This is a genomic window from Phocaeicola sp. (assembly GCF_057861905.1).
The window spans coordinates 1-24,064 of sequence record NZ_DBMACV010000025.1; the positions used below are offsets into that span (position 1 = coordinate 1).

Genomic DNA, 24,064 nt, shown 5'->3' on the forward strand with positions numbered 1-24,064 from the left:
CGAGATTATCTTCTGAATATCGCTGCCTGAAAAAGTTAACTACACTCTTATCGTTGATAAAGAAAAGAGGGTGAATCGCGTATTACGACACACCCTCGTTTGTACAAATTTTCCAGAAAGATAAGGATGTTTTCATTAAGACAAGCTGAAAAACGAATGTGCGTTTGTGAAGAACTGCATAAAAATTGTATCTTTGTACATCCTTCGTTTCAAAACAAGAAAATCAGTTTTTATGTATACAAATAAAGAAATATGGAATGTCACTTATCCGATATTCTTGGGACTTCTTGCGCAAAATGTTATTAATGTGACTGATACGGCTTTTCTGGGACATGTCGGCGAGGTGGCGCTCGGTGCAGCAGCAATGGGAGGATTATTGTATATCTGTATCTATACCGTTGCCTTCGGCTTTAGTGTCGGTTCACAAATCCTGATAGCCCGCCGCAACGGGGAGGGAAACTTTCATGCCGTGGGACCGATTATGTGGCAGGGCTCTACGTTTAGTTTGGGTATGGGCGTCGCACTGCTGATACTGATGTCTTTATGTGCCGAGCCACTGATTCGCTTGCTGATAACTTCCGATACCATTTTCCATGCCACGTATGAGTTCTTTACCTGGCGTATCTGGGGATTTCTGTTCGCATTTGTGAATGTCATGTTCCGGGCTTTCTATATTGGAGTTACTCAAACCAAGGTGTTGACTATGAGCGCTATCGTCATGGCACTGGTCAATGTCTTTCTGGACTATGCCATGATATTCGGAGAGTTTGGCTTTCCTGAGATGGGTGTACGGGGAGCAGCGCTGGCATCGGTCATAGCAGAAGCTTCTTCCTTATTGTTTTTTATAGCTTATACCTATTGCAAGATTGACTTGAAAAAATATGGGCTGAACCGTTTCGGGCATTTCGACTGGGACATGGTGATGCGTATCTTGCGTATTTCCTGTTTTACCATGGTGCAGTATTTTCTGGCGATGGCTATCTGGTTTGTCTTTTTTATGGCATTGGAGCGGCTCGGGCAGCGACAGCTTGCCATTGCCAACATTGTGCGCAGCGTGTATGTCGTACTTCTGATACCGGTGCAGTCGCTTTCCACTACGGCAAATACCCTGGTCAGCAACCTGATTGGTTCGGGAGGTGTTTCGGGTGTCATGACATTGCTCCACAAAATAGCCCGTATGTCGTTTCTCATCATGGTTGTCTGTGTGGTACTCTGCGTATTGTTTCCGCGAGCTATCTTGGCTGTTTATACCAATGAGGAAGCCTTGTTGCTGGAATCCGTACCGGCTTTGTATGTCGTTTGCGGAGCCATGCTGATATCTGCCGTGGCGAATATTTATTTCAACGGTATTTCGGGAACCGGTAATACGCAGGCTGCACTGGTGCTCGAAGTTGGTGTACAGGTGTTTTATGCTTTGTATGTCATAGTCGTGGGGATGGTTCTGCGTGCTCCGGTCGATATTTGCTTTACTACCGAAATCATTTATTACACGTTGATGCTGACTTTCAGCGTCGTTTATCTGAAAAAAGCGAAATGGCAGAATAAAAAGATTTGATGCATCCGATTATTTTTGTAATTTTGCGCCCTAATAAAATAAGGAAATAAAAAGAAAAACTGAAAATATATGTTCGATAATTTAAGTGAAAGACTAGAGCGGTCGTTTAAGATATTGAAAGGTGAAGGAAAAATCACCGAAATCAATGTGGCCGAAACACTGAAAGATGTACGTCGTGCGTTGCTGGATGCCGATGTAAACTATAAGGTAGCCAAGAACTTTACCGATACGGTAAAAGAAAAAGCCTTGGGACAGAACGTGCTGACAGCCGTTAAGCCAAGCCAGTTGATGGTAAAAATCGTTCACGACGAGCTGACGAAACTGATGGGTGGCGATACTGCTGAAATCGAATTGAAGAATCGTCCTGCCGTTATTTTGATGTCTGGTTTGCAGGGTTCTGGTAAAACTACTTTCTCGGGCAAGCTGGCTCGTATGCTGAAAACCAAGAAAAACCGCAAGCCGTTGCTGGTAGCCTGCGACGTATACCGTCCTGCCGCTATCGAACAGTTGAAGGTGCTGGGACAGCAGATTGAGGTTCCTGTATATAGCGAACCCGACAGCAAGAACCCGGTTCAGATTGCATTGAATGCCATTCAGGAAGCAAAGGCAAAAGGTTACGATTTGGTTATCGTCGATACAGCCGGACGTCTTGCCGTAGACGAGCAGATGATGAACGAGATTGAAGCTATCAAGAATGCCATCAATCCGGACGAAACACTGTTCGTAGTCGATGCAATGACCGGTCAGGATGCAGTCAATACTGCCCGTGAGTTCAACGAACGTCTGGATTTCAACGGCGTAGTTCTGACTAAACTCGACGGTGATACACGTGGTGGTGCTGCTCTGTCTATCCGTACCGTAGTAAACAAGCCTATCAAGTTTGTGGGAACAGGTGAAAAACTGGATGCTATCGACCAGTTCCACCCGGCTCGTATGGCAGACCGTATCCTCGGAATGGGTGATATCGTTTCGCTGGTTGAACGTGCGCAGGAGCAGTACGATGAAGAAGAGGCTAAACGTCTTCAGAAGAAAATCCAGAAGAACCAGTTCGACTTCAACGACTTCTTGACTCAGATTCATCAGATTAAGAAGATGGGTAACCTGAAAGAACTTGCTTCCATGATTCCGGGTGTGGGAAAAGCCATCAAGGATATCGATATCGACGATAATGCGTTCAAGAGTATAGAAGCAATTATTTACTCAATGACTCCGGAAGAACGTACCCGTCCTGAAATTCTGAATGGAAGCCGCCGTACACGTATCGCCAAAGGTAGTGGTACGAGCATTCAGGAAGTGAACCGCTTGCTGAAGCAGTTCGACCAGACTCGCAAGATGATGAAGATGGTTACCGGCAGCAAGATGGCGGGCATGATGCAGAAGATGAAGAAGAAATAAGATAGATTTTCTGTTACCCGGTGCAGAAGCAGCCTTGTCTGGGGTATGTAGCGGGGAAGGAGTGAGGAGAAGAAATCGGCGGGAAAGCTGGTTTTTTCTCCTCGCTTGTTTTATGTGTCGGTGTTTGATATTCGCTTGCTTGCAGATGAGGTACAGCCAGACAACTTCTAAATTGGGTAAAAACTTCTTTGGGAAATTCGCAAATTTTCTGTTACTTTAACCGGGTTTTGGGTAAATGTAAATTTTATCGTAATCGGTTATTATAAAACTATATAGCAATGAGAAATAAAATATGGAGTTATGCCCTTGGCGCGACGATGTTCTTGTCGCTTGCCAGTTGCGGCAACAGTGCCAAGAAACAAGCAGATGAAAAAATAAGTGCAGACAGTATGAGTGTAACAAGTAGCCGGACAGGGGTGCAAGGAGATAGTCTTTTGGCAACATGCGTGCTCGACGGAGTGAAAGCAACATGGATTCGGGATAACGGTCCCGCACGGCTGATGCCCCGTACGCTTTTCCCCGATGCAAGTGACGAGCTGATAAAAAGTCTTTCGCTGGAGAACGGCATACCGGCTTCTATCAGTACTTTCCTGGTAGAAAGTGATGGAATACGTATTCTTTTCGATACGGGAATGGGAGCTCCCGACAGTCGGTTGATGGACGGACTGCGTTCGCTGGGCGTATCTCCGGCCGATATACAGTATATTTACCTGACACATTTTCACGGTGACCACATCGGTGGAATGATGAAAAACGACAGTGTGGTATTTCCGAATGCCGAAGTGTATGCTTCAAAAGCAGAATACGACGGCTGGATGAAAATGCCTGCCGACAAAAAGGAACAGGTGGTGAAGACTATGAACGCATACAAAGACCGTTTGCACCTGTTTGCTTTCGGCGATACACTGCCCGGAAAGGTCGTTGCACGCGAAGCGATAGGACATACACCGGGGCATACGGTCTATCAGGCGGGCAAGCTGCTGGTCATCGGCGACCTGATGCATGGCGCTGCCTTGCAGGCAGGGCATCCGGAAATCTGTGCAACCTATGATATGGATAAGGAGAATGCGATAAAGTCCCGTAAGACCTATTTGCAATATGCCCGTGAAAATGGACTGGTTATGGCGGGAATGCACTTGCCGGTTCCTGCTTTTATGAAATAAAACTTTTCGAGTGAAGTTCTCAGAGCTGTAAAAAAGTATATGAGATATATAAAGAACGCCCCTGTCATTTTCCGGAAGGGAATTTGATAGGGGCGTTCTATGTTTGTCTGTCAGTCGCAGATTAAATTTTGTGTTCCAGCCAGGCGTCAATCAGCTTGCGGGCGATGCTGAGTTTTTTCGGTATTTCCGGCAAATTATCCCGGCTGTAAAAGGCTCCTGCACTCAGTTCTTCATCCTGCAGCTTGATGGTTCCACTTTCGTATTCGGCATAATATCCTACCATGATGCCGCTGGGGTAGGGCCATGGCTGGCTGCCGAAATACTTCAGATTCTTTATCGTCAGTCCCGTCTCTTCCATAACTTCCCGGTAAACGCACTCTTCCAGTGTTTCTCCCGGTTCGAGAAAACCTGCTACCAGTCCTTTGAATGTACCCCGGAAGTTGCGGGCATGCACCAGCAAGATACTGTCACCTTTTTTTATAAGTACAATGACCGCAGGTGAAATGCGCGGGTAGAACTCCTGCCGGCACTCCGGACATCGTTTGGCAATGGGAGAAACTTGTATGGTGGGTACGCCACACATGGGACAATAGCGGCTGTTCTTGTCCCAGTTCAATATTTGTGATGCTTTCCCGGCACGCTTGTATTCTTCCAGCGGAAGCACATCGAACGAAGCACGCAAGTCCTTCATCATGCGTGGCGTGCTTTCATCTCCTGCCACCGGAACATGAATGGCGTATGTTTTGGCGGGATAACCGTTTATCTCGCCGATGGTATGAATTGTACTTCCAACGGGAACTTCAACCGGAGGTTCTGTTCCGTAAGGAATATGATACCCGTCTTCTTTTTTTTCTATCAAGACCTGTCCGCTATTAAAGACGAACCATCCACATGTTTGTTTTTCTGTTTCCATTAATTAAGTCCTTTCATTGTAAGCTGAATGCGCTTGCGTTCGTGGTCGATGCTGAGCACGCGCACACGTACATGCTGGTGCATGCTGACGACTGTTGTCGGGTCACTGACAAACTTGTCGGCAAGCTGGGAGATATGCACCAGTCCGTTTTCCTTGATTCCTATATCTACGAAGCACCCGAAATTAGTAATATTGTTGATGATGCCGGGCAGTTCCATGCCTTCCCGCAGGTCGTCGATGGTTTGTACGTTCTTGTCGAATTCGAAAACCTGAATCTTCTGGCGCGGGTCACGTCCCGGTTTATCCAGTTCCTGCATGATATCGGTCAGTGTAGGCAGTCCCACGGTATCGGTCACATAGTTCTTGATATCTATCTGGCTGCGCAAGTCCTTGTTTTTGATCAGGTCGTCAACGGAACATTTCAAGTCCTTTGCCATCTTTTCTACTATGGTATAACTCTCCGGATGCACAGCCGAATTGTCGAGCGGGTTATCAGCGTGTGGAATTCGTAAGAATCCGGCACACTGTTCAAAAGCTTTAGCGCCCATGCGCGGCACCTTCAGCAATTCCTTGCGCGAGTGGAACGCTCCGTTTTCCGTACGGTAATCTACAATGTTTTGAGCCAGTGTAGGTCCCAGTCCCGAAACATACGTCAGCAGATGCTTGCTGGCCGTATTGACGTTCACGCCGACCAGGTTCACGCAACTCTCTACTGTCTGGTCGAGCGATGCTTTCAGCTTGGTCTGATCCACATCGTGCTGGTATTGTCCCACCCCGATAGATTTGGCATCTATCTTGACCAGTTCGGCAAGCGGGTCCATCAGTCGGCGACCGATTGATACGGCTCCACGTACCGTCACATCGTATTCGGGAAACTCGTCGCGCGCAATCTTGGAAGCCGAATAGATGGAAGCACCGTCTTCGCTGACTACAAATACCTGTACTTCGCGGTCGTATCGCTGGGACGTAACGAAACGTTCGGTTTCACGACTTGCCGTGCCATTTCCAATGGCGATGGCTTCTATCTTATATTGTTCGACCAGTTTGACAAGCTTGCGCCCGGCCAGTGCCGTTTCCGATTTTGGGGGATGCGGATAAATTGCTTCATTGTGCAGCAGATTGCCCTGAGCATCCAGACAGACCACCTTGCATCCGGTACGATATCCCGGGTCGATACCCATGGTACGCTTTTGTCCCAAAGGAGGAGCCAGCAGTAACTGCCGGAGATTTTCGGCAAAGACACGGATAGCTTCTTCGTCTGCCTTTTCTTTGCTGAGTGCGGAAAATTCTGTTTCTATTGCTGGTTTCAGCAGACGCTTATATGCATCGTTTACAGCTTCTGCCACTTGTGCGGAACATTCCCCGTTTCCGTGTACATATTGCCTTTCCAGTCGTTCGGTACAGGCTGTTTCATCATCGGGAGTGATGGATACTTTCAGGATACCTTCGGCTTCTCCACGACGGATGGCGAGCAGGCGGTGAGAGGTACATTTCTTCAGCGGTTCACTGAAGTCGAAGTAATCGCGGTATTTCTGGGCGGCTTCTTCTTTCTCTTTGCCTTTGACTATTTTAGCCGTAATTATTGCCTGACGGCTGAACTGGTTTCGTATCAGGTTACGGGCACGTTCATCTTCGTTCACTTGCTCGGCGATGATGTCGCGTGCTCCTTTTAGTGCGTCTTCTTCGTCCTTGACTTCTCCCTTGATGAACTGACGTACCCGGGCAGACAAATTGTTTTCCCGCTGCATCAACAGCAGCATGGCGAGCGGTTCCAGTCCCTTCTGGCGTGCAGCTTCGGCACGGGTTTTCCGTTTGGGCTTGAAAGGCAGGTAAATATCCTCCAGTTCCGTCGCATCCCAACAGTTGGCAATGCGTTCACGCAAGGCATCGGTTAGTTTTCCCTGCTCTTCGATGGTAGAAAGTACCGTTTCCTTTCGCTTGGCAAGTTCGCAGAGTTTTTCGTAACGCGTATGGATGTCTCCTATCTGTACCTCGTCGAGTCCTCCGGTTGCTTCTTTTCGGTAACGGCTTATAAAGGGTATTGTAGCACCTCCCTGAAGCAGTTTCAATGTATTTTCCACCCGATGGACAGGTAGCTTCAGGGCTGTGGCAATCATTTGGCTGAATTGTTCCATGTATACTTCTTCTAATAATGTGGCACAAATGTAATTAAAAAAAGAATTCGGGGTGAGGGGAGAATCTATTTTGAAGGTGATTTGCCGGTAGGTTTAAGCTTTATTCGGATTTGAGAGAAGTTCTTTGATTGAGAATGTTGAGGAAGAGGACAGGGAAATAGCGACTAACGCTACGTATAGGCAGGCAGTCGAACTTGGAAATTTGGTCAGTTTTAGAGATGAAATATCAAGCAGAATGATGAAGGATAAGAGGAAGGCGGTCGGACTGGAGGGAAAAGGAATTGCAAAGATTTTTGTTGGTTCAATTGGGTTCCGAAACGTAGTAATGGCACATGATACGAAGAAACGGCAAGGATATCTGCTGGTCAAACTTGTTCCCGAGACGTAGTAATGCTACGTGATAAAGAGGAACAGCAAGGATGTCTGTTGGTTAAAGCTTTGAAAATGGAGGTCGATACAATGAACTTTTAGAGGAAATCGTTTGTTGTTTTTGCATATGAAATAATCTTTCGGTGATATATTATGTGACAACTTAAACAGATGCTATGACTTATGAATATGAAACGAAGTGTTTGTTGCCTCATTCTTTTTTCTTTTTTAGGCATATCAATAGCAATGGCGCAGGAACCGGAAAAAGAAAGGCACTGGGTATGGGAACTTTATGGGGGCGCGAACAATTATATGACATGGGAAGTGGAAACAGGTGTCGTATATAAGCCCTGGCGTTTTATTGGCGTTGGAGCAGGATTGCTTTTTACTCCACAGATAGATGATGACAATGTTTATTCGGGAGATGCAAGAGATAAAAAATTACACTGGCGGATAGAGGAGAATGACTTGGCATATCTCATGGCTTTCCGGTCGGGGATTTATTTGTATTCACCTTCTGTTTATTTGGATCATGACCGTGATGTAGCATTGTCTTTCCGCGTATCTCCCGGTATTACTGTTCCTTTGCCTCCCAATTCAAGTGCTGTTGTAAATTATGTTCCGGTGGATGCAGTTATTGATGTGCCGGTAACTTCAGGAAGAGTCAGTAACTCGCAGGCAAGGGCATGTTATTATCATGTACGGTTTGCTGTGGCTCTGGAAATGGAACGTCTATCGGTATTGCTGGGATATACGACATCCGATTATGATTTGTACGGAGGAAGCCGTAATATGGTGGTGGAAGGACAGAAAATAGGATTGCCCCACAAGAAGCAGACCGGAACGTTCTTTATCGGTCTGACCTGCGACTTTTGAGCATATAAAAAGAAAACCCTGCCACGGGCCTGATGGTACGTGACAAGGTTTTCGTAATTATGGGAATTATCTGCGGTAGAAACGCAGCTCATTTTCCAACGTTTTTACTCTGTTTTGCAAGTTTTCTATTCTTTCCAGCAAGTGACGGATGGCATCGATTCCTTCTATATTGATGGACAAGTCGTAATACAGGTGAGTATATTTTTCCAGTTCATTCAACTGAGAAGCCGGAAAATAACTGGTATCATCTATCACTTCGATATCTATTAGACCGCCTTCGCCCAGCATGAGGACGAAGTCGGGTTCGATGTTGCAATGTGTGCAATAGTCGTTTATGATGATTAAATCGTTCTGCATAGTCGTACGGTTTTAGATTATCCTTGCTGTAACTGTCGGAACAAATCTTTTTGTTTTTCCGTCAGCGTGGTAGGAATGGTTACGTGATAAGTTACAATCAGATCGCCTGTTACGCCTTCCTGCTTGTAAACAGGGAAGCCTTTTCCTTTCAGGCGCACCATCGCATCGTTTTGAGTTCCCGGACGAACTTTCAGTTTTACTTGTCCGTCCAATGTATTGACTGTAACTTCACCTCCCAGTACGGCCGTGTACAAGTCGATTGTTACATCTGTATACAAGTCATTGTCTTTCCGTTTGAAGACAGGGTCATCAGGAATAACGAAAGTAATATACAAATCTCCGTCGGGGCCGCCGTTTGCTCCCTTGCCTCCATGACCTTTCAATTTAATAACTTGCCCGTTTGCTACTCCGGCCGGCACGGTAATACGCAATGTTTCACCGTTGATGCTGAACGTCTGTTTGTGCGTAGTAGCTGCTTCACGCAAAGATAGTTGCAAAGAAGCCTCGATATCTTGTCCGCGGAATCCGCCTCTTGCACTACGTCCTCTGCCAGCTCCATGTCCGAACAACTCTTCGAAGAAGTCGGAGAATCCGCTGGCGTTTCCACCAAATCCGTGCATACCTTCTCCTCCAAAGCCACTTGTAAAATGTTGTCCGTCGGTAGAATACCAATATTCTCCGCCGTTACCTCCTCCGCCTTGAGCCTGATAAGCCTGTTGTTGTGCCTCAAACTCGTCGGCGTGTTTCCAGTTTTCCCCGTAAGCATCGTATTTCTTACGCTTTTCGGGGTCGCTTAATACCTCGTTGGCTTCATTTATCTCCTGAAATTTGTCCTTAGCCGTAGGGTCGTTCGGATTCAAATCAGGATGATATTTGCGAGCCAACTTACGGAACGCTTTTTTGATTTCGTCCTGAGTTGCCGTTTTGTCAACTCCAAGAACCTTGTAATAGTCTATATAAGCCATACAGTCTGTTTTTTTATTTGTAAATAAAGCAAAGAATGTGCCACATTGTCCTTTTGTTAACAGACTTTTAACCATATTGAAAGCTATTTATTCTTTTAAGGGTTTTGCAGGTAGTCAACTTCCATTATCTTTGTGGTATTGAATTAATCATGGTATACAGTACCTGACAAATTGTCGCCTGTATGCAGTCTTATCTATTAATTTGTTATGAAATTACTGATTTGTCTGATGACGCTTTTAGGGCTTGGAAGCCTGAGCGTAGTTCATGCTTCACAAGACGGTGAGGTAACTTTGAAATTAATTGAGACCAGCGATGTGCATGGTTGTTATTTTCCTTATGATTTTATACGTAATAAGCAGACGAAGGGGAGCTTGGCCCGTGTGTCTTCGTATGTGAAAGAGCAACGGGAAAAGTATGATAACGTTATACTGATGGACAACGGCGATATTCTTCAAGGGCAGCCGGTAGCCTATTATTATAATTATATGGATACTACATCGGAGCATGTATGTGCTGCCATGCTGAACTATATGAAATACGATGTAGGTACCATGGGAAATCATGATATAGAAACCGGACATGCCGTGTACGACCGTTGGGTACGTCAGTGCAGTTTTCCGGTACTTGGAGCTAACATTGTCGATAACAAGACCGGAAAGCCGTATTTGCCACCTTATTATATTATAGAAAAAGAAGGAGTAAAGATTGCTATATTGGGTATGATAACTCCTGCCATTCCTTCCTGGCTTCCCGAACAGTTGTGGAGCGGTCTGCATTTTGAAGATATGGAAGACTGTGCACGCAAATGGGTAAAGATTATTCGTGAAAAAGAAAATCCGGATATTTTGGTAGGCTTGTTTCATGCCGGTCCTGAGGGCAATAAGCTCGACGATGCGGTAGAAAACGGTTCCGGCAATGTGGCAAAGAATGTTCCGGGCTTCGATGTGGTATTTATGGGACACGATCATGCGCGGAGGAATGAGAAAGTGACCAATGTAGAAGGAGATTCCGTTTTGATGGTAGACCCAGCCAATATGTCAAAAGTGGTTTCGGAAGTTACTTTTACAGTAACGAAACAGGATGGAAAAGTGGTTTCCAAACAAGTGGAAGGTAAGCTGGTAAATATGGACGGATATGCGCCGGATTCGGATTTCATGAATGTATTTCAGGGAGCGTATGAGGCCACTATGGATTTCGTTTCACGAAAAATCGGACGTATCGAAGAAACCATTACAACAAAAGATGCTTATTTCGGTCCTTCGGCATTTATCGATTTGCTTCATCAGTTGCAGCTCGACATTACAGGAGCTGATGTTTCTTTTTGTGCTCCCTTGTCGTTTTCGGCCGAAATCAAGAAGGGAGATATTTATATGAGCGACATGTTCAACCTTTATAAATATGAGAACCTGCTGTATACCATGGAGCTGACAGGTAAGGAAATCAAGGGATTTCTGGAAATGTCGTATACTCTTTGGACAAATCAGATGCACTCTCCCGACGACCATCTGATGCTTTTCAATGAGGAAGACAAAGGTTTTGGGCGTTTCAAAAATCCGAGTTTTAATTTCGATTCGGCAGCAGGTATTATTTATACCGTGGACGTGACAAAGCCTCAGGGTGAAAAAATCCGGATAGAGCGCATGGCAAGCGGAGAACCTTTCGATATGAATAAGGTATATCGGGTGGCAGTCAATTCGTATCGCGGGAATGGTGGAGGCGACTTGCTGACGAAAGGTGCAGGCATTCCCAAGACGGAACTGGCAAAGCGTATTGTTTACTCTACCGACAAGGATTTACGTTTTTATCTGATGAAGCGCATTGAGGAAGTAAAGGTGCTCGATCCGAAACCTTTGAACCAGTGGAAATTTATTCCGGAAGAATGGACTATACCTGCCTCGAAAAGGGATTATGACATCCTGTTCGGCGAGAAAAAATAGAAACAGGACGTGTCCTGAAAATTGTGGGCGGAAATTAAAGAAAACGTGCCGACGTTTTACCATAAACGTCGGCACGTTTTCTTTTTATATTCGTTACCTCTTCTGTTATTGATGACATAAGACCGAGCAAAAGAAAAAATAATTCTTTTTAGTGAAAAAATCTTCATTTTCATTTTGCAAGTTGAAAGAAAACCGTAAATTTGCATCGCTTTTGACAAATAAGTCATTGCCGAAATAACTCAGTTGGTAGAGTAACTCATTCGTAATGAGTAAGTCGCGGGTTCGAGTCCCGCTTTCGGCTCATTCCCAAAGAGGTATGTTGCTATCAAGAAACATACCTCTTTTTCTTTCATATTGTTCTTTCTTGTAACTTATTAATGTAATAAATGAAAATAAAATAGCTTTTTTAACTTGCTATTTTAGCTCAACTATCCTACATTTGTGTCAAAGTATTATAAATCATCACATCTTATACAACATGAAATATCCTTTTATATCAGCAGATGAAGCTGCTGCAATCATTCACAATGGAAACACGATAGGAGTGGGAGGCTTTTCGTCTGTAGGAACACCCAAGGCGGTCCCTGCGGCATTGGCACGCTACGCCGAAAAACTACATGCAGAAGGAAAGGAGTTTAAGGTAGGTCTTATTACCGGAGGGGCTACGGGAAGTCAGGTCGATTCGGCACTGGCATTGGCACATGCTGTAGCGTTTCGTACTCCTTTTCAGTCGAACAAGGACATGCGTAATGCCATCAATAGTGGAGAAGTGCAATATTACGATGTACATCTTTCGCAGATAGGTCAGGACGTACGCTATGGTTTCCTTGGAGATGTGGATGTAGCTATTGTCGAAGCTTCCGATATAACGGAAAAAGGAGAGATTGTTCTCAGTACTTCGGTAGGTATTTCGCCTACATTGGTGAAGGTAGCCCACAAAGTCATTATAGAACTGAATGAAGCACATGCCGGCAAGCTGACCGGAATGCACGATATTTATATTCCCGATACTCCGCCATACCGCAGAGAGATTCCGATTTATCGGGTAAACGACCGGGCAGGAAGCATTACGGTACGGGTCGATCCTGAAAAAGTTGTGGGGGTAGTCTGTACCAATGAACGCGACCGGATAGCAGCTTTCACTCCACTGAACGATACTACCAGCCGCATCGGGCAGAATGTAGCCGACTTCCTTTTGAGCGAATATCAGCGAGGAGCCATACCTCGTGACTTCCTTCCTTTACAGTCGGGTGTGGGAAATATAGCCAATGCCGTACTGGGAGCACTGGGAGCCGACAGCAAGTTACCGGCCTTTTCCATGTATACCGAAGTGATTCAGAATTCGGTTATCGACTTGATGATGCAGGGACGTATCCGTTTTGTTGCCGGAAGTTCATTGACATTGTCCGATGACCGGCTGGATATGCTTTATAGTCATATCGACGAATTGCGGGAACGTATATTGTTGCGTCCGCAGGAGATTACAAACCATCCGGAAATGATTCGTCGTCTGGGTATTATTGCTGTAAATACAGCCTTGGAAGCCGATATTTTTGGCAATGTAAACAGTACGCATGTACTGGGAAGCAAGATGATGAACGGTATTGGCGGTTCGGCCGACTTTGCACGAAATGCCTACCTTTCTATATTTACTACTCCTTCCACGGCTAAGGACGGACTGATTTCGTCTATTGTTCCTCATGTGTCGCACGTCGACAGTACGGAGCACGATGTGCGGATTCTGGTAACCGAACAGGGAGTAGCCGACCTGCGTGGCAAGTCGCCTTCACAGCGGGCACGTTGCATTATTGAAAACTGTGCACATCCCGATTACAAGGAACTGCTCTGGGACTATCTGAAACTTTCGGAAGGCAAGAGCTGTCATACGCCTATGTCATTGCGGAATGCCCTGAAGATGCACATAGCCTTTGCCGAAACGGGGGATATGCGTAATACAAAATTTGAACTGTAAGCGTACGCTTGGATAAAAGAAAAACGGCATTTGTTCCTCTCAGGGGTGCAAATGCCGTTTGTTTCATATTAGAATTCGAATTTTTCCATCTTCATTTCAGCCAGTTCTTCAATCTGTGGAACCAGAGTCATAAAGTGAGGAGTGTGTTCATGATCCGACAATGCTTCAGCATCTTTCCATGTTTCGCAAATCATCAGCACATCGTGGCGAGTTGCGCTTTCGAATACATCGTAAGCAATACAGCCCTTATCTTTTTGTGATGCAGCTACAAGTTCCTTGGCAGCAACGAGTACTGCTTCACGTTTTTCTTCTTTTACTCTAATAAAAACATTCAGTCTAATCATACGTCTTATTTTTTAGTTTGGTTAATGATACATTGAAATTACTATTTCCTTTGCGTAGAACAAACAATAAAGGGCGAAAGATTAAGTTTTTTATATATCTTAACTTTTCGCCCTCTCTGTCTTTTTCTTATGATTTTCTGATTACCATTCTACAAATTTGCCTCTGGCCTTGCGTTCTTTCAGAATAGCCGCAAGACGTTTGTTCTTCGACGAGGCAATGTATTTACGTCCGAAGATGTTTGGAATAGCAACACCCAGTGCGATACACATGATGACCAGACCGGAGTTTACACCGCTTTCGATAGCTTTCATTAGTGGAGTAACCTGATCGATAGACTGGACGTTCATGTTAATCAAGCCGAACAACATGCGGTACATCAGTACTCCCGGAATCATCGGAATAACCGAAGGAATGGTAAGTACGTGATTGGGAACATGGAACCAGTGCACGGCTTTGATAGCGATGAGGCTTACCAGTACCGAACCGGCAAACGAACCGATAACAAGACCCATATCCAGACCTATATTGTTGGTGCTCGGACCCAGATTTACGAAGTTACGTGTACATACAGCCAATATACCTCCGATGGCTACTACCCACAGCAGGTGACGCTGGATGTTGAAAATCATGGAGAATCCCATAGCCGAAATAGCGGCTGCGATGGCATATTCCCAATAGGCATGATGAGGAACCATGCTGATAGTCGGGAAGAAATCGGCGATGCTGCACAGTTTTACGGCAAATGCAATACCGAATGCCATGGCAGCTACCATCAGCAGGGTATTGACGGCACGTACGATACCTACCTGAATATAATTGTCGAGCATATCATCGACGAAGTTGATCAATGGAACACCCGGTACGATAAACAAGGCACATGCCAGCAACGGATGCCACGGTGTGCTGGTCCATTCGGCGGGGAGGAACGTTGAAGCCCATGCAAGCATGGTAGCTATGAAAGCAGAAATGGCGATACCCATATAATGGTTCAAGCCCGATTCGTTACATTTCTGACGGATGCGCATACCGATGATGGCAGCAATGGAAGCATAAAGGAACGCCATCCAGTCGCAACCGAACTGAATACAGAATCCGCCACAGGCGAAACCTGCTCCGATGGCTACCTGGGTAGGAGTATAATTACGTTTCTTTGTACGAATCTTTTCCAGTTCTTCTTCGTACTGGTCGAGTGTGTAGTCTTGCTCTATTGCTTTCCATGAGAGTTTGCTGACTTCGGAAATGGCAGTCATGTTTACGCCGTGTCCTTCAATGCGCTGAAATTTCGTAAACGAATAATCGCCGTCACTTACATTTACCATCAGCATGGTAAAACTAACATTAATGTGCAACTTTTCTTCGGGGATACCTAAGTAAGCTGCTGTACGCTTCATGTTTCTCACAATTCGATTGGTATCGGCCAGACTTTCTACCAATAGTTTTCCTGTACGAAGCAATAGATCAACGCGTCGGTGCAACTGCTGATCGTGAATCTTTACAGTAGTTTCTAATTGTTCCTCTAATATCATTTTGTTTAAAGATTATTTTCGGCTGCAAAGTTAGCAAATATTTTATTCAGACATGAGGTTTCTGCTTCCGAAAGTGCTAAAAAAGATGGAAGAAAGCCCGTGGAATCTTAGAGAGTTTTTGTACAAAAAAAATCTGGATTTGTACAAATTTCATAAAAGTTTGTACAAAAAGCAGATGTTTCTTCAAGAGGTCTTGGAGAAAACGTGCCCGATTTCTCCGGAAAAGTCAAGGCGATTTATGAAGTTCATCGTCGGGAGTGGGGATGAAAGTGTCGGGAAGTGGGGAATGAAAAAGCCGTCCGGTTGGGGATAATTTCCACAAAATGTCAGAAAAATCCTCAACATCTGTTTAACAAATGGGGGCTTCAGCCTCTGATTTTCAATAAATAAAAATATTTTCGTATCTTTGGCACAACTATTGCCCTCGTCTTTATGGCATCTAATAACAAAAACCCAAAAAAAAGTATGAAACGTTTTTTGACAAGGAAAGAATTAAAGTTAAAGAAGAAGCAGACCATTTATGCTGCAATCGGCATCATCGTTATCATTGCTCTCTATTTGTTTCTCACGCGGGAAAAGCATGTGGAACCCGAAGCCCCGATAGTTAGCGTGGCTCCCGTTCAACAACAGGACGTAGAACTGTATGGTGAATATGTAGGACGTATTCGTGCACAGCAGTTCGTGGAGGTGCGTGCGCGTGTAGAAGGTTTCCTTGAACAAATGTTGTTTGCCGAGGGTACTTATGTGAAAAGAAATCAGGTATTGTTTGTTATCAATCAGGATCAGTATCGTGCCAAGGCTGACAAGGTGCGGGCTCAGTTGAAAAAGGATGAGGCGCAGGCACGTAAGGCAGAACGCGATCTGGAACGTATTCGCCCGCTGTACCAGCAGAATGCAGCCAGCCAGCTCGACCTTGACAATGCTGTTGCTGCTTACGAAACAGCTGTGGCAAGTGTGGGGATGAGTAAGGCGGATCTTGATCAGGCAGAACAGGAACTTGGATATACGGTTGTGCGTTCTCCTATCTCAGGACAGATTAGTGAGCGTCATGTCGACCTGGGTACATTGGTAGGAGGAAGCGGAAAGTCGCTTCTGGCTACTATCGTAAAGAGTGACACGGTGCTGGTAGACTTCAGCATGACGGCACTCGATTATCTGAAAAGTAAGGAACGTAACGTAACGCTGGGACAGAAGGATTCTACCCGTTCATGGCAGCCTACGGTAACTATTACCCTGCCCGACAATAGTGTATACGAGCAGAAAGGTCTGGTAGACTTTGCCGAACCTCAGGTAAATCCGAAAACCGGAACTTTTTCCGTTCGTGCGGAAATGGCAAATCCTGAGCATGTCCTTCTTCCGGGACAGTTTACGAAGGTGAAACTGTTGCTGGATGTACGTGAAAATGCTACAGTCGTTCCGCAGAAGTCGCTGATTATAGAAAAAGGTGGAGCTTATGTTTTCGTAATGCGCCGTGATTCGACGGTAGAAAAACGCTTCATCGAACTGGGACCGGAATTCCAGAATAACATGGTAGTAGAGCGCGGACTTGCTCCGGGTGAGATGATTGTAACCGAGGGTTATCATAAACTTGCTCCGGGTATGAAGGTACGAGTAGGTGAGGCTCCGAAGCCTCAGGCAGAAGAGAAAAAAGAGGATTAACCAAGCAACCCATTAAACTTTACGATTCATGAAAGTGAGTTTCTTTATCGACAGGCCGGTGTTTTCGGCTGTCATCTCCATATTAATTGTCATAGTCGGTATCATCGGACTCCAAATGTTGCCGATTGACCAATATCCCCAAATCACTCCTCCGGTAGTGAAAATCAGTGCTTCCTACCCGGGTGCAAGTGCCGTTACGGTGTCGCAGGCAGTTGCTACGCCGATTGAGCAGGAACTTAACGGTACGCCGGGTATGCTTTACATGGAGTCGAACAGTTCCAATTCGGGAGGCTTTTCGGCTACTGTTACATTCGATATCTCGGCCGATCCGGATTTGGCTGCCGTAGAAATACAGAACCGTATCAAGCTGGCGGAATCGAGCCTTCCTGCCGAAGTTATCCAGAACGGTATTTCGGTGGAAAAACAGGCTGCCAGTCAGTTGATGACTATCTGTTTGCGTTCGGACGACCCGAAGTTTGACGAAATCTATTTGAGTAACTTTGCAACAATCAATGTGCTCGACCTGCTTCGCCGTGTACCGGGTGTAGGACGTGTGTCGAACATTGGTAGCCGTTATTATGCCATGCAGATATGGGTGGATCCGGCTAAGCTGGCAAATTTCGGCTTGACCGTACAGGATGTTCAGAATGCGCTGAAGGATCAGAACCGTGAATCGGCAGCGGGTGTGCTGGGACAGCAGCCTGTAAGCGGACTGGATATAACTATTCCTATTACGGCTCAGGGACGTCTTTCTACCGTGGGACAGTTTGAAGAAATCGTGCTTCGTGCCAATGCCGACGGTTCGCTTATCCGTATGCGTGATGTGGCACGTGTATCGCTCGAAGCATCTTCGTATAATACGGAGAGTGGTATCAACGGAGGCAATGCGGCTGTACTGGGTATCTATATGCTTCCCGGTGCCAATGCCATGGACGTGGCCGAAAAGGTTAAGGAAACCATGGAGGAAATCAGCAAGAATTTTCCTGAAGGATTACAGTATGAAATTCCGTTCGATATTACAACCTATATATCAGAATCTATTCATGAGGTATACAAAACCCTGTTCGAGGCACTGGTGCTGGTGATTATTGTGGTTTTCCTTTCGCTGCAGAGCTGGCGTGCTACACTTATTCCTATTGTGGCCGTACCGATTTCGCTGATCGGAACCTTCGGGTTCATGCTTATATTTGGCTTTTCGCTGAACATGCTTACCTTGCTGGGATTGATTCTTGCTATCGGTATCGTGGTGGACGATGCCATTGTTGTGGTGGAGAACGTGGAGCGTATTATGGAAGAGGAGAAGCTTAGTCCGTATGAAGCTACCAAGAAGGCAATGGACGGATTGGCTGGAGCTTTGATTGCCACTTCGCTGGTGCTTGCCGCTGTATTTGTTCCGGTAAGCTTCTTGTCGGGCATTACGGGACAGTTGTACCGTCAGTTTAGTGTGACGATTGCCGTTTCCGTTATCCTTTCTACAGTTGTAGCATTGACGTTGAGCCCGGTTATGTGTTCACTCATTCTGAAGCCAACCGATCCGGACAAGCCCAAGAACCGTGTCTTTACGTTCATCAATAAATGGCTCGCTATCGGAAACAATAAATATGTAGCCGGCATCAAGCGGGTGATAAAACATCCGCGCCGTGTGATTGTCGGATTCGGTATTGTGATTATTTGTATATTTGTTTTCCACCGACTGGTTCCTACCAGCTTCCTCCCGACTGAGGATCAGGGATTTTTTACCGTGGAGCTTGAGTTGCCGGAAGGTACTACGCTGGAGAGAACTCGCGCGGTAACCGACAGAGCGATTGCTTTCCTGATGAAAGACCCGTCGGTAGAATATGTGCAAAACGTTACAGGTAGCAGTCCACGTGTGGGAACCAGTCAGGCACGAAGCCAGTTGACGGTGATTCTGAAGGAGTGGAAAGAACGTGATGATACGACTATCGGACAAATTATGCAGGATGTGCAGGATGAGCTGAAGGAATATCCGGAATGTAAGGTCTACCTTTCTACGCCGCCTGTCATACCGGGACTTGGAACTTCGGGTGGTTTCGAAATGCAGTTGGAGGCTCGTGGTGATGCGACCTACGACGATCTGGTTCGTGCTACCGATACTTTAATGTATTACGCATCGCAGCGAAAGGAGTTTAGTGGACTTTCTTCTTCTTTGCAGGCAGAGATTCCGCAGTTGTATTTCGATGTCGACCGTGATAAGGTAAAGTTGTCTGGAGTACCTATGGCTGATGTGTTCTCTACGATGAAGGCTTATACGGGTTCGGTATACGTGAACGACTTCAATATGTTCAATCGTATTTACCGTGTATATATACAGGCGGAGGCGCCTTACCGTGAGCATCGTGACAATATCGGTCTGTACTTTGTCCGTGGAAGCGACGGTGATATGATTCCGCTGACTTCACTGGGTACGACTGATTATACGACAGGACCGGGTAGTATCAAGCGTTTCAACATGTTTAATACGTCAATTATTCGTGGTACAGCCGCGAACGGAGCCAGCTCTGGTCAGGTAATGGAGATTCTGGAACAGATAGCCCGTGAGAAACTTCCAAGTAATATTGGAGTAGAATGGAGCGGTCTTTCTTATCAGGAAAAGCAGGCAGGCGGTCAGACGGGAGCCATCATCGCATTGGTATTCTTGTTTGTATTCCTCTTTCTTGCTGCGCTCTATGAAAGCTGGACTATACCTATCGCCGTTTTGATCTCACTTCCGGTTGCAGTGCTCGGGGCGTATGCCGGAGTTGCCTTGTGCGGACTGGAGAATGATACTTATTTCCAGATTGGTTTGGTTATGCTGATTGGTCTGGCTGCCAAGAATGCCATTCTGATTGTTGAGTTTGCCAAAGAAGAAGTCGACAAAGGAAAGGATCTGGTCGAGTCGGCATTGCACGCAGCACATCTGCGTTTCCGTCCTATTTTGATGACTTCACTGGCGTTCATCTTGGGTATGGTTCCTATGGTTATTGCTACCGGACCGGGTTCGGCAAGCCGTCAGGCTATCGGAACAGGTGTATTCTTTGGTATGATAGTAGCCGTTACGGTAGGAATTTTGCTTGTACCTTTCTTCTTCGTTATGATTTATAAGGCGAAAAACAAGCTGAAAACAAAAAGAGCTCATAAATAAAACCTGAAACGTATGAAACGAACTAAATATACTTATCGCTTTTTATTGATGCTGGCGGCTGTGCTTCTGTTGGGAAGCTGCCAGCTGGGCAAACATTATACCCGTCCGAAACTGGACCTGCCCGATACGCTCGACAGTATGAGCGTGGACACAGTTTCTCTCGGCGACTACCCGTGGGAACAGCTTTATACTGATACAACTCTGCAGGGGCTGATACGGAAAACTTTGGCTTATAATAAGGATATGCTGATAGCTGCGGCACGTGTCAAGGAGTTGGCCGCAATGAAACGCATTGATTATGCAAACATGTTTCCATCGGTCAACCTGAAAGTTTATGCCGAACGCGAAAGAGAAAATTATGGAGGGAACAATCTTAAACAAGGTGATGAGTTCGATATAAAAGGAGGAATCTCTTGGGAACTCGACCTTTGGGGAAATCTTCGGTGGGCACGCGATAAGAGTCTTGCTGAATTTATGGGGTCTATCGAAAACCAGCGGGCGCTTCGCATGAGTCTTGTTGCGCAGGTTGCACAGGCTTATTTTGAACTTGTGGCACTGGATAACGAGTTGGCTATCGTACAAAAGACAGTCGATGCGCGTCGGGAAAGCCTGCATCTTGCACGAGTTCGTTACGAAGGTGGATTAACTTCGGAAACGGCTTTTCGTCAGGCACAGGTAGAGTTGGCCCGAACAGCTACATTGGTTCCCGATTTGGAACGTAAGATTGCCTTGAAAGAAAATGACATTGCTTTTCTGAGCGGGGAATATCCGCATCATATCAAACGTTCGGTACTGCCGGAAGATGTAATGTTTTCTGCGGGCTTACCTGTAGGATTACCCTCTGCCTTGCTGGAACGTCGTCCGGATATTCGTCAGGCAGAGCAGGCACTTATTGCAGCTAATGCAGCGGTAGGGGTGGCGTATACCAATCTGTTTCCCCGCCTTACTTTGACTGCCAGCTATGGAGCGGAAAGTGACCTCTTAAGCGAACTGCTTAAATCTCCCCATCAGCTTTTTGCAGCTAATCTGTTGCAGCCTATTTTTGCTATGGGAAAGAACCGGGCTATGCTGAAAGCTAAGAAAGCAGCGTGCGAGCAGGCAGCCTACGCTTACGAAAAAGCAGTACTGAATGCCTTTAAGGATGCATATAATGCCATTGCTGAATTTAATAAGGTAAAGGAAATCTATGAAACCCGTCTGCGACTGGAACAGGCTTCCAAGAGCACGCTCGACTTGGCACAGTTGCAATACTTGAATGGAGTTATAGGTTATATGGATTTGCTGGATGCGCAACGTGGTTATCTGGATGCTCAGATCGGTTTGAGCAATGCGGTGCGCGACAAGCAGATTAGTATGGTAAATCTTTATAAAGCGCTGGGAGGAGGCTGGAAAGAATAGGTTTTTGTCCGGCTTCTTAAAAAGTTAGAGATTATTTTATTGAAACATGTTCGAAATATGCTAATAAATCTTTATCTTTGCATCCCGAATTGTAATGTGCTCTAATGTGTGATTTGGTAAAACAGATAAAGAAAAAAGGGTATGCTCCGGATTCGAGATGGCAGAGTTTGCCTCATGGAGAGTTGGAAAACAGAGGTCTTTTCGGAATTTTGTTTTCCTCGAAGTTTTTCTTTTTTCTGGATGCTGTGTTTTTGGGCACTGCTCATTCTTGTTGTTTCTTTTATAAGAATTTAGTCGAATGTAAGAATAATAAAAATACCTGGAATTACTCTTTTCAGTAGGTCCAGGTATTTTTGTATATATGGAGTAGCCAACTAAACGATACGAAATAATATGGAACCGCTAAAGCATGAATGTGGAGTAGCGATGATTCGCTTGCTGAAACCACTTGAATATTATCAGGAAAAGTATGGTACGTGGATGTACGGGCTTAACAAGCTGTATTTGCTGATGGAAAAACAGCATAACCGTGGTCAGGAAGCCGCGGGTCTGGCGTGTGTCAAGCTTCAGGCAGATCCCGGAGAAGAATATATGTTTCGAGAGAGAGGACTGGGAGCCGGAGCTATAACCGAGATATTCGGCACAGTACACAGCTATTTTAAAGACCTTACTCCCGAGCAGCTTCATGATGCTGAATATGCGAAAAAATGCTTGCCTTTTGCCGGAGAACTGTACATGGGACATTTGCGTTATTCTACAACGGGCAAGAGTGGTATTTCGTATGTGCACCCTTTCTTGCGCCGCAATAACTGGCGTGCTAAAAATCTGGCTTTGTGCGGAAACTTTAACTTGACGAATGTAGACGAAATCTTTGCTGATATTACGGCATTCGGACAGCATCCGCGTAAATATGCTGATACGTATATCATGCTGGAACAGGTAGGACATCGCCTGGACCGTGAAGTGGAACGCCTTTACAATGAATGTAAGGCTGAAGGATTGGAGGGCATGGATATTACACATGCTATCGAAGACCGCATTGATTTGACTAACGTGTTGAAAACATCCAGCCCGAAATGGGACGGAGGTTATGTTATCTGCGGACTGACTGGTAGTGGCGAAAGTTTTGCCGTACGCGATCCTTGGGGTATCCGTCCGGGATTCTGGTATATGGATGACGAAATTATGGTATTGGCATCCGAGCGTCCGGTTATACAAACAGCACTGAATGTTCCTGCCGATAGTATCAATGAGTTGCTTCCGGGACAAGCTATTTTGGTTAACAAAAAAGGCGAAATGCGTCTGGCTCAAATCAATGAACCGAAAGAAAAGAAAGCTTGTTCATTCGAACGTATTTACTTCAGCCGCGGTAGTGATATGGATATTTACCGTGAACGTAAGCTGCTGGGTAAAAAGTTGGTTAATCCTATTTTGAAAGCAATCGATAATGATGTGGTACATACTGTATTCTCATTTATACCAAATACGGCAGAAGTCGCTTTTTACGGTATGTTGGAAGGATTCGACAACTACCTGAACGAGCTGAAAGTTCAGCGTATCGAAGCTTTAGGACATAAGCCCAGTCATACAGAGCTGGAGCAAATCTTGTCGCAGCGTATTCGTAGTGAGAAAGTAGCCATCAAGGATATTAAGTTGCGTACCTTCATTGCAGAAGGTAATACACGTAACGACCTTGCTGCCCATGTATATGATATAACTTACGGAAGCCTGATACCTTACGAAGATAATCTGGTTATTATAGATGATAGTATTGTACGAGGCACTACGCTGAAGCAGAGTATCATCAGCATACTCGACCGTCTGCATCCAAAGAAGATTGTCATTGTATCTTCTTCGCCGCAGGTGCGTTATCCTGATTATTATGGTATCGATATGGCAAGTATGGAACAGTTCATTGCCTTTAAGGCAGCTATTGCCTTGCTTGAGGAAAGAGGTATGCAAAATGTAATAGAAGAAGCATATCGCAAGTCGAAAGCTCAGGTCGGACTGCCCAAAGAAGAAATGGTAAACTACGTGAAAGAAATCTATGCTCCTTTTACTGACGAAGAAATTTCTGCTAAGATGGTAGAGTTGCTTACTCCGACTGGTACTCAGGCAAAGGTGGAAATTGTATATCAGACGCTGGAAGGATTGCATGAAGCTTGTCCGGCACATCAGGGAGACTGGTACTTTAGTGGCAACTATCCTACGCCGGGTGGTGTAAAACTGGTGAATCAGGCATTCATCAATTACGTAGAAGAAATATATCAGTTTTGATGTGTGAGGAACACGTCTGCCTTCTGAAGAATTTTGGAACAAAAGAAAAACAATATTAAAGAAAACGATACAGATAGAA

Annotated in this window: 17 protein-coding genes and 1 tRNA gene; 12 read left to right on the forward strand and 6 right to left on the reverse strand. The window is 45.4% G+C overall.

Features of this window, described 5'->3' with window-relative positions:
- Window positions 1–232: 232 nt before the first annotated feature.
- The 3 genes from ACZM60_RS06700 to ACZM60_RS06710 all read left to right on the forward strand — a co-directional run bounded on the left by ACZM60_RS06700 (window position 233) and on the right by ACZM60_RS06710 (window position 4,113).
- Complete coding sequence (locus tag ACZM60_RS06700) at window positions 233–1,555, forward strand: MATE family efflux transporter (RefSeq protein ID WP_489521103.1); 1,323 nt, start codon at window positions 233–235, stop codon at window positions 1,553–1,555.
- A 69-nt stretch (window positions 1,556–1,624) separates the two neighbouring features.
- Window positions 1,625–2,950: a signal recognition particle protein gene (ffh, locus tag ACZM60_RS06705; RefSeq protein WP_021971102.1), complete on the forward strand. Its 1,326-nt coding sequence runs from the start codon at window positions 1,625–1,627 to the stop codon at window positions 2,948–2,950.
- Between the two features lie 278 nt (window positions 2,951–3,228).
- On the forward strand, window positions 3,229–4,113 hold the full coding sequence (locus ACZM60_RS06710; protein WP_489521104.1) for an MBL fold metallo-hydrolase: 885 nt from the start codon (window positions 3,229–3,231) through the stop codon (window positions 4,111–4,113).
- 121 nt (window positions 4,114–4,234) lie between these two features.
- Here the strand turns inward: ACZM60_RS06710 and nudC are convergent, their stop codons facing one another.
- Window positions 4,235–5,026, reverse strand: coding sequence for an NAD(+) diphosphatase (gene nudC / locus ACZM60_RS06715; RefSeq protein WP_340319472.1), 792 nt, complete (start codon window positions 5,024–5,026; stop codon window positions 4,235–4,237).
- Window positions 5,026–7,161, reverse strand: a complete 2,136-nt coding sequence (locus ACZM60_RS06720) for a Tex family protein (protein ID WP_489521105.1) — start codon at window positions 7,159–7,161, stop codon at window positions 5,026–5,028. Before ACZM60_RS06720 ends, nudC begins: the two co-directional genes overlap by 1 nt.
- A gap of 235 nt (window positions 7,162–7,396) precedes the next feature.
- On the opposite strand from ACZM60_RS06720, the gene ACZM60_RS06725 reads away from it, so the two are divergent.
- Complete coding sequence (locus ACZM60_RS06725) at window positions 7,397–7,549, forward strand: hypothetical protein (RefSeq protein WP_340319474.1); 153 nt, start codon at window positions 7,397–7,399, stop codon at window positions 7,547–7,549.
- Window positions 7,550–7,719: 170 nt separating this feature from the next.
- Window positions 7,720–8,406 carry a hypothetical protein gene (locus ACZM60_RS06730; RefSeq protein WP_489521106.1) on the forward strand — a complete coding sequence of 229 codons (687 nt, stop codon included), beginning with the start codon at window positions 7,720–7,722 and terminating at the stop codon, window positions 8,404–8,406.
- A gap of 66 nt (window positions 8,407–8,472) precedes the next feature.
- On the opposite strand, the gene ACZM60_RS06735 is transcribed toward ACZM60_RS06730, so the two are convergent.
- Window positions 8,473–8,763, reverse strand: coding sequence for a chaperone modulator CbpM (locus ACZM60_RS06735; protein WP_021971097.1), 291 nt, complete (start codon window positions 8,761–8,763; stop codon window positions 8,473–8,475).
- Between the two features lie 17 nt (window positions 8,764–8,780).
- A complete protein-coding gene (locus ACZM60_RS06740) occupies window positions 8,781–9,728 on the reverse strand; it encodes a DnaJ C-terminal domain-containing protein (RefSeq protein WP_418586869.1) in 948 nt (315 codons plus the stop codon).
- 207 nt (window positions 9,729–9,935) lie between these two features.
- Here ACZM60_RS06740 and ACZM60_RS06745 point away from each other — a divergent pair, with 207 nt between their 5' ends.
- The 3 genes from ACZM60_RS06745 (at window position 9,936) to ACZM60_RS06755 (ending at window position 13,638) form a co-directional block, all read left to right on the forward strand.
- Window positions 9,936–11,666: a bifunctional metallophosphatase/5'-nucleotidase gene (locus ACZM60_RS06745; protein ID WP_489521107.1), complete on the forward strand. Its 1,731-nt coding sequence runs from the start codon at window positions 9,936–9,938 to the stop codon at window positions 11,664–11,666.
- Window positions 11,667–11,894: 228 nt separating this feature from the next.
- Window positions 11,895–11,967: transfer RNA gene (locus tag ACZM60_RS06750), tRNA-Thr, on the forward strand.
- A gap of 177 nt (window positions 11,968–12,144) precedes the next feature.
- A complete protein-coding gene (locus ACZM60_RS06755) occupies window positions 12,145–13,638 on the forward strand; it encodes a butyryl-CoA:acetate CoA transferase (protein ID WP_021971094.1) in 1,494 nt (497 codons plus the stop codon).
- A gap of 68 nt (window positions 13,639–13,706) precedes the next feature.
- On the opposite strand, the gene ACZM60_RS06760 is transcribed toward ACZM60_RS06755, so the two are convergent.
- Window positions 13,707–13,982, reverse strand: coding sequence for a putative quinol monooxygenase (locus ACZM60_RS06760; RefSeq protein WP_489521108.1), 276 nt, complete (start codon window positions 13,980–13,982; stop codon window positions 13,707–13,709).
- 141 nt (window positions 13,983–14,123) lie between these two features.
- On the reverse strand, window positions 14,124–15,509 hold the full coding sequence (locus tag ACZM60_RS06765; protein WP_489521109.1) for a threonine/serine exporter family protein: 1,386 nt from the start codon (window positions 15,507–15,509) through the stop codon (window positions 14,124–14,126).
- 465 nt (window positions 15,510–15,974) lie between these two features.
- Here ACZM60_RS06765 and ACZM60_RS06770 point away from each other — a divergent pair, with 465 nt between their 5' ends.
- From ACZM60_RS06770 to ACZM60_RS06785, 4 genes are all read left to right on the forward strand, one after another.
- A complete protein-coding gene (locus ACZM60_RS06770) occupies window positions 15,975–17,168 on the forward strand; it encodes an efflux RND transporter periplasmic adaptor subunit (protein WP_021971090.1) in 1,194 nt (397 codons plus the stop codon).
- A gap of 28 nt (window positions 17,169–17,196) precedes the next feature.
- Complete coding sequence (locus tag ACZM60_RS06775) at window positions 17,197–20,310, forward strand: efflux RND transporter permease subunit (RefSeq protein ID WP_489521110.1); 3,114 nt, start codon at window positions 17,197–17,199, stop codon at window positions 20,308–20,310.
- A gap of 12 nt (window positions 20,311–20,322) precedes the next feature.
- Entirely contained in the window at window positions 20,323–21,708 is a 1,386-nt protein-coding gene (locus ACZM60_RS06780) for an efflux transporter outer membrane subunit (RefSeq protein ID WP_489521111.1), read from the forward strand.
- 393 nt (window positions 21,709–22,101) lie between these two features.
- On the forward strand, window positions 22,102–23,985 hold the full coding sequence (locus ACZM60_RS06785) for an amidophosphoribosyltransferase (RefSeq protein WP_021971086.1): 1,884 nt from the start codon (window positions 22,102–22,104) through the stop codon (window positions 23,983–23,985).
- Window positions 23,986–24,064 lie beyond the last annotated feature (79 nt).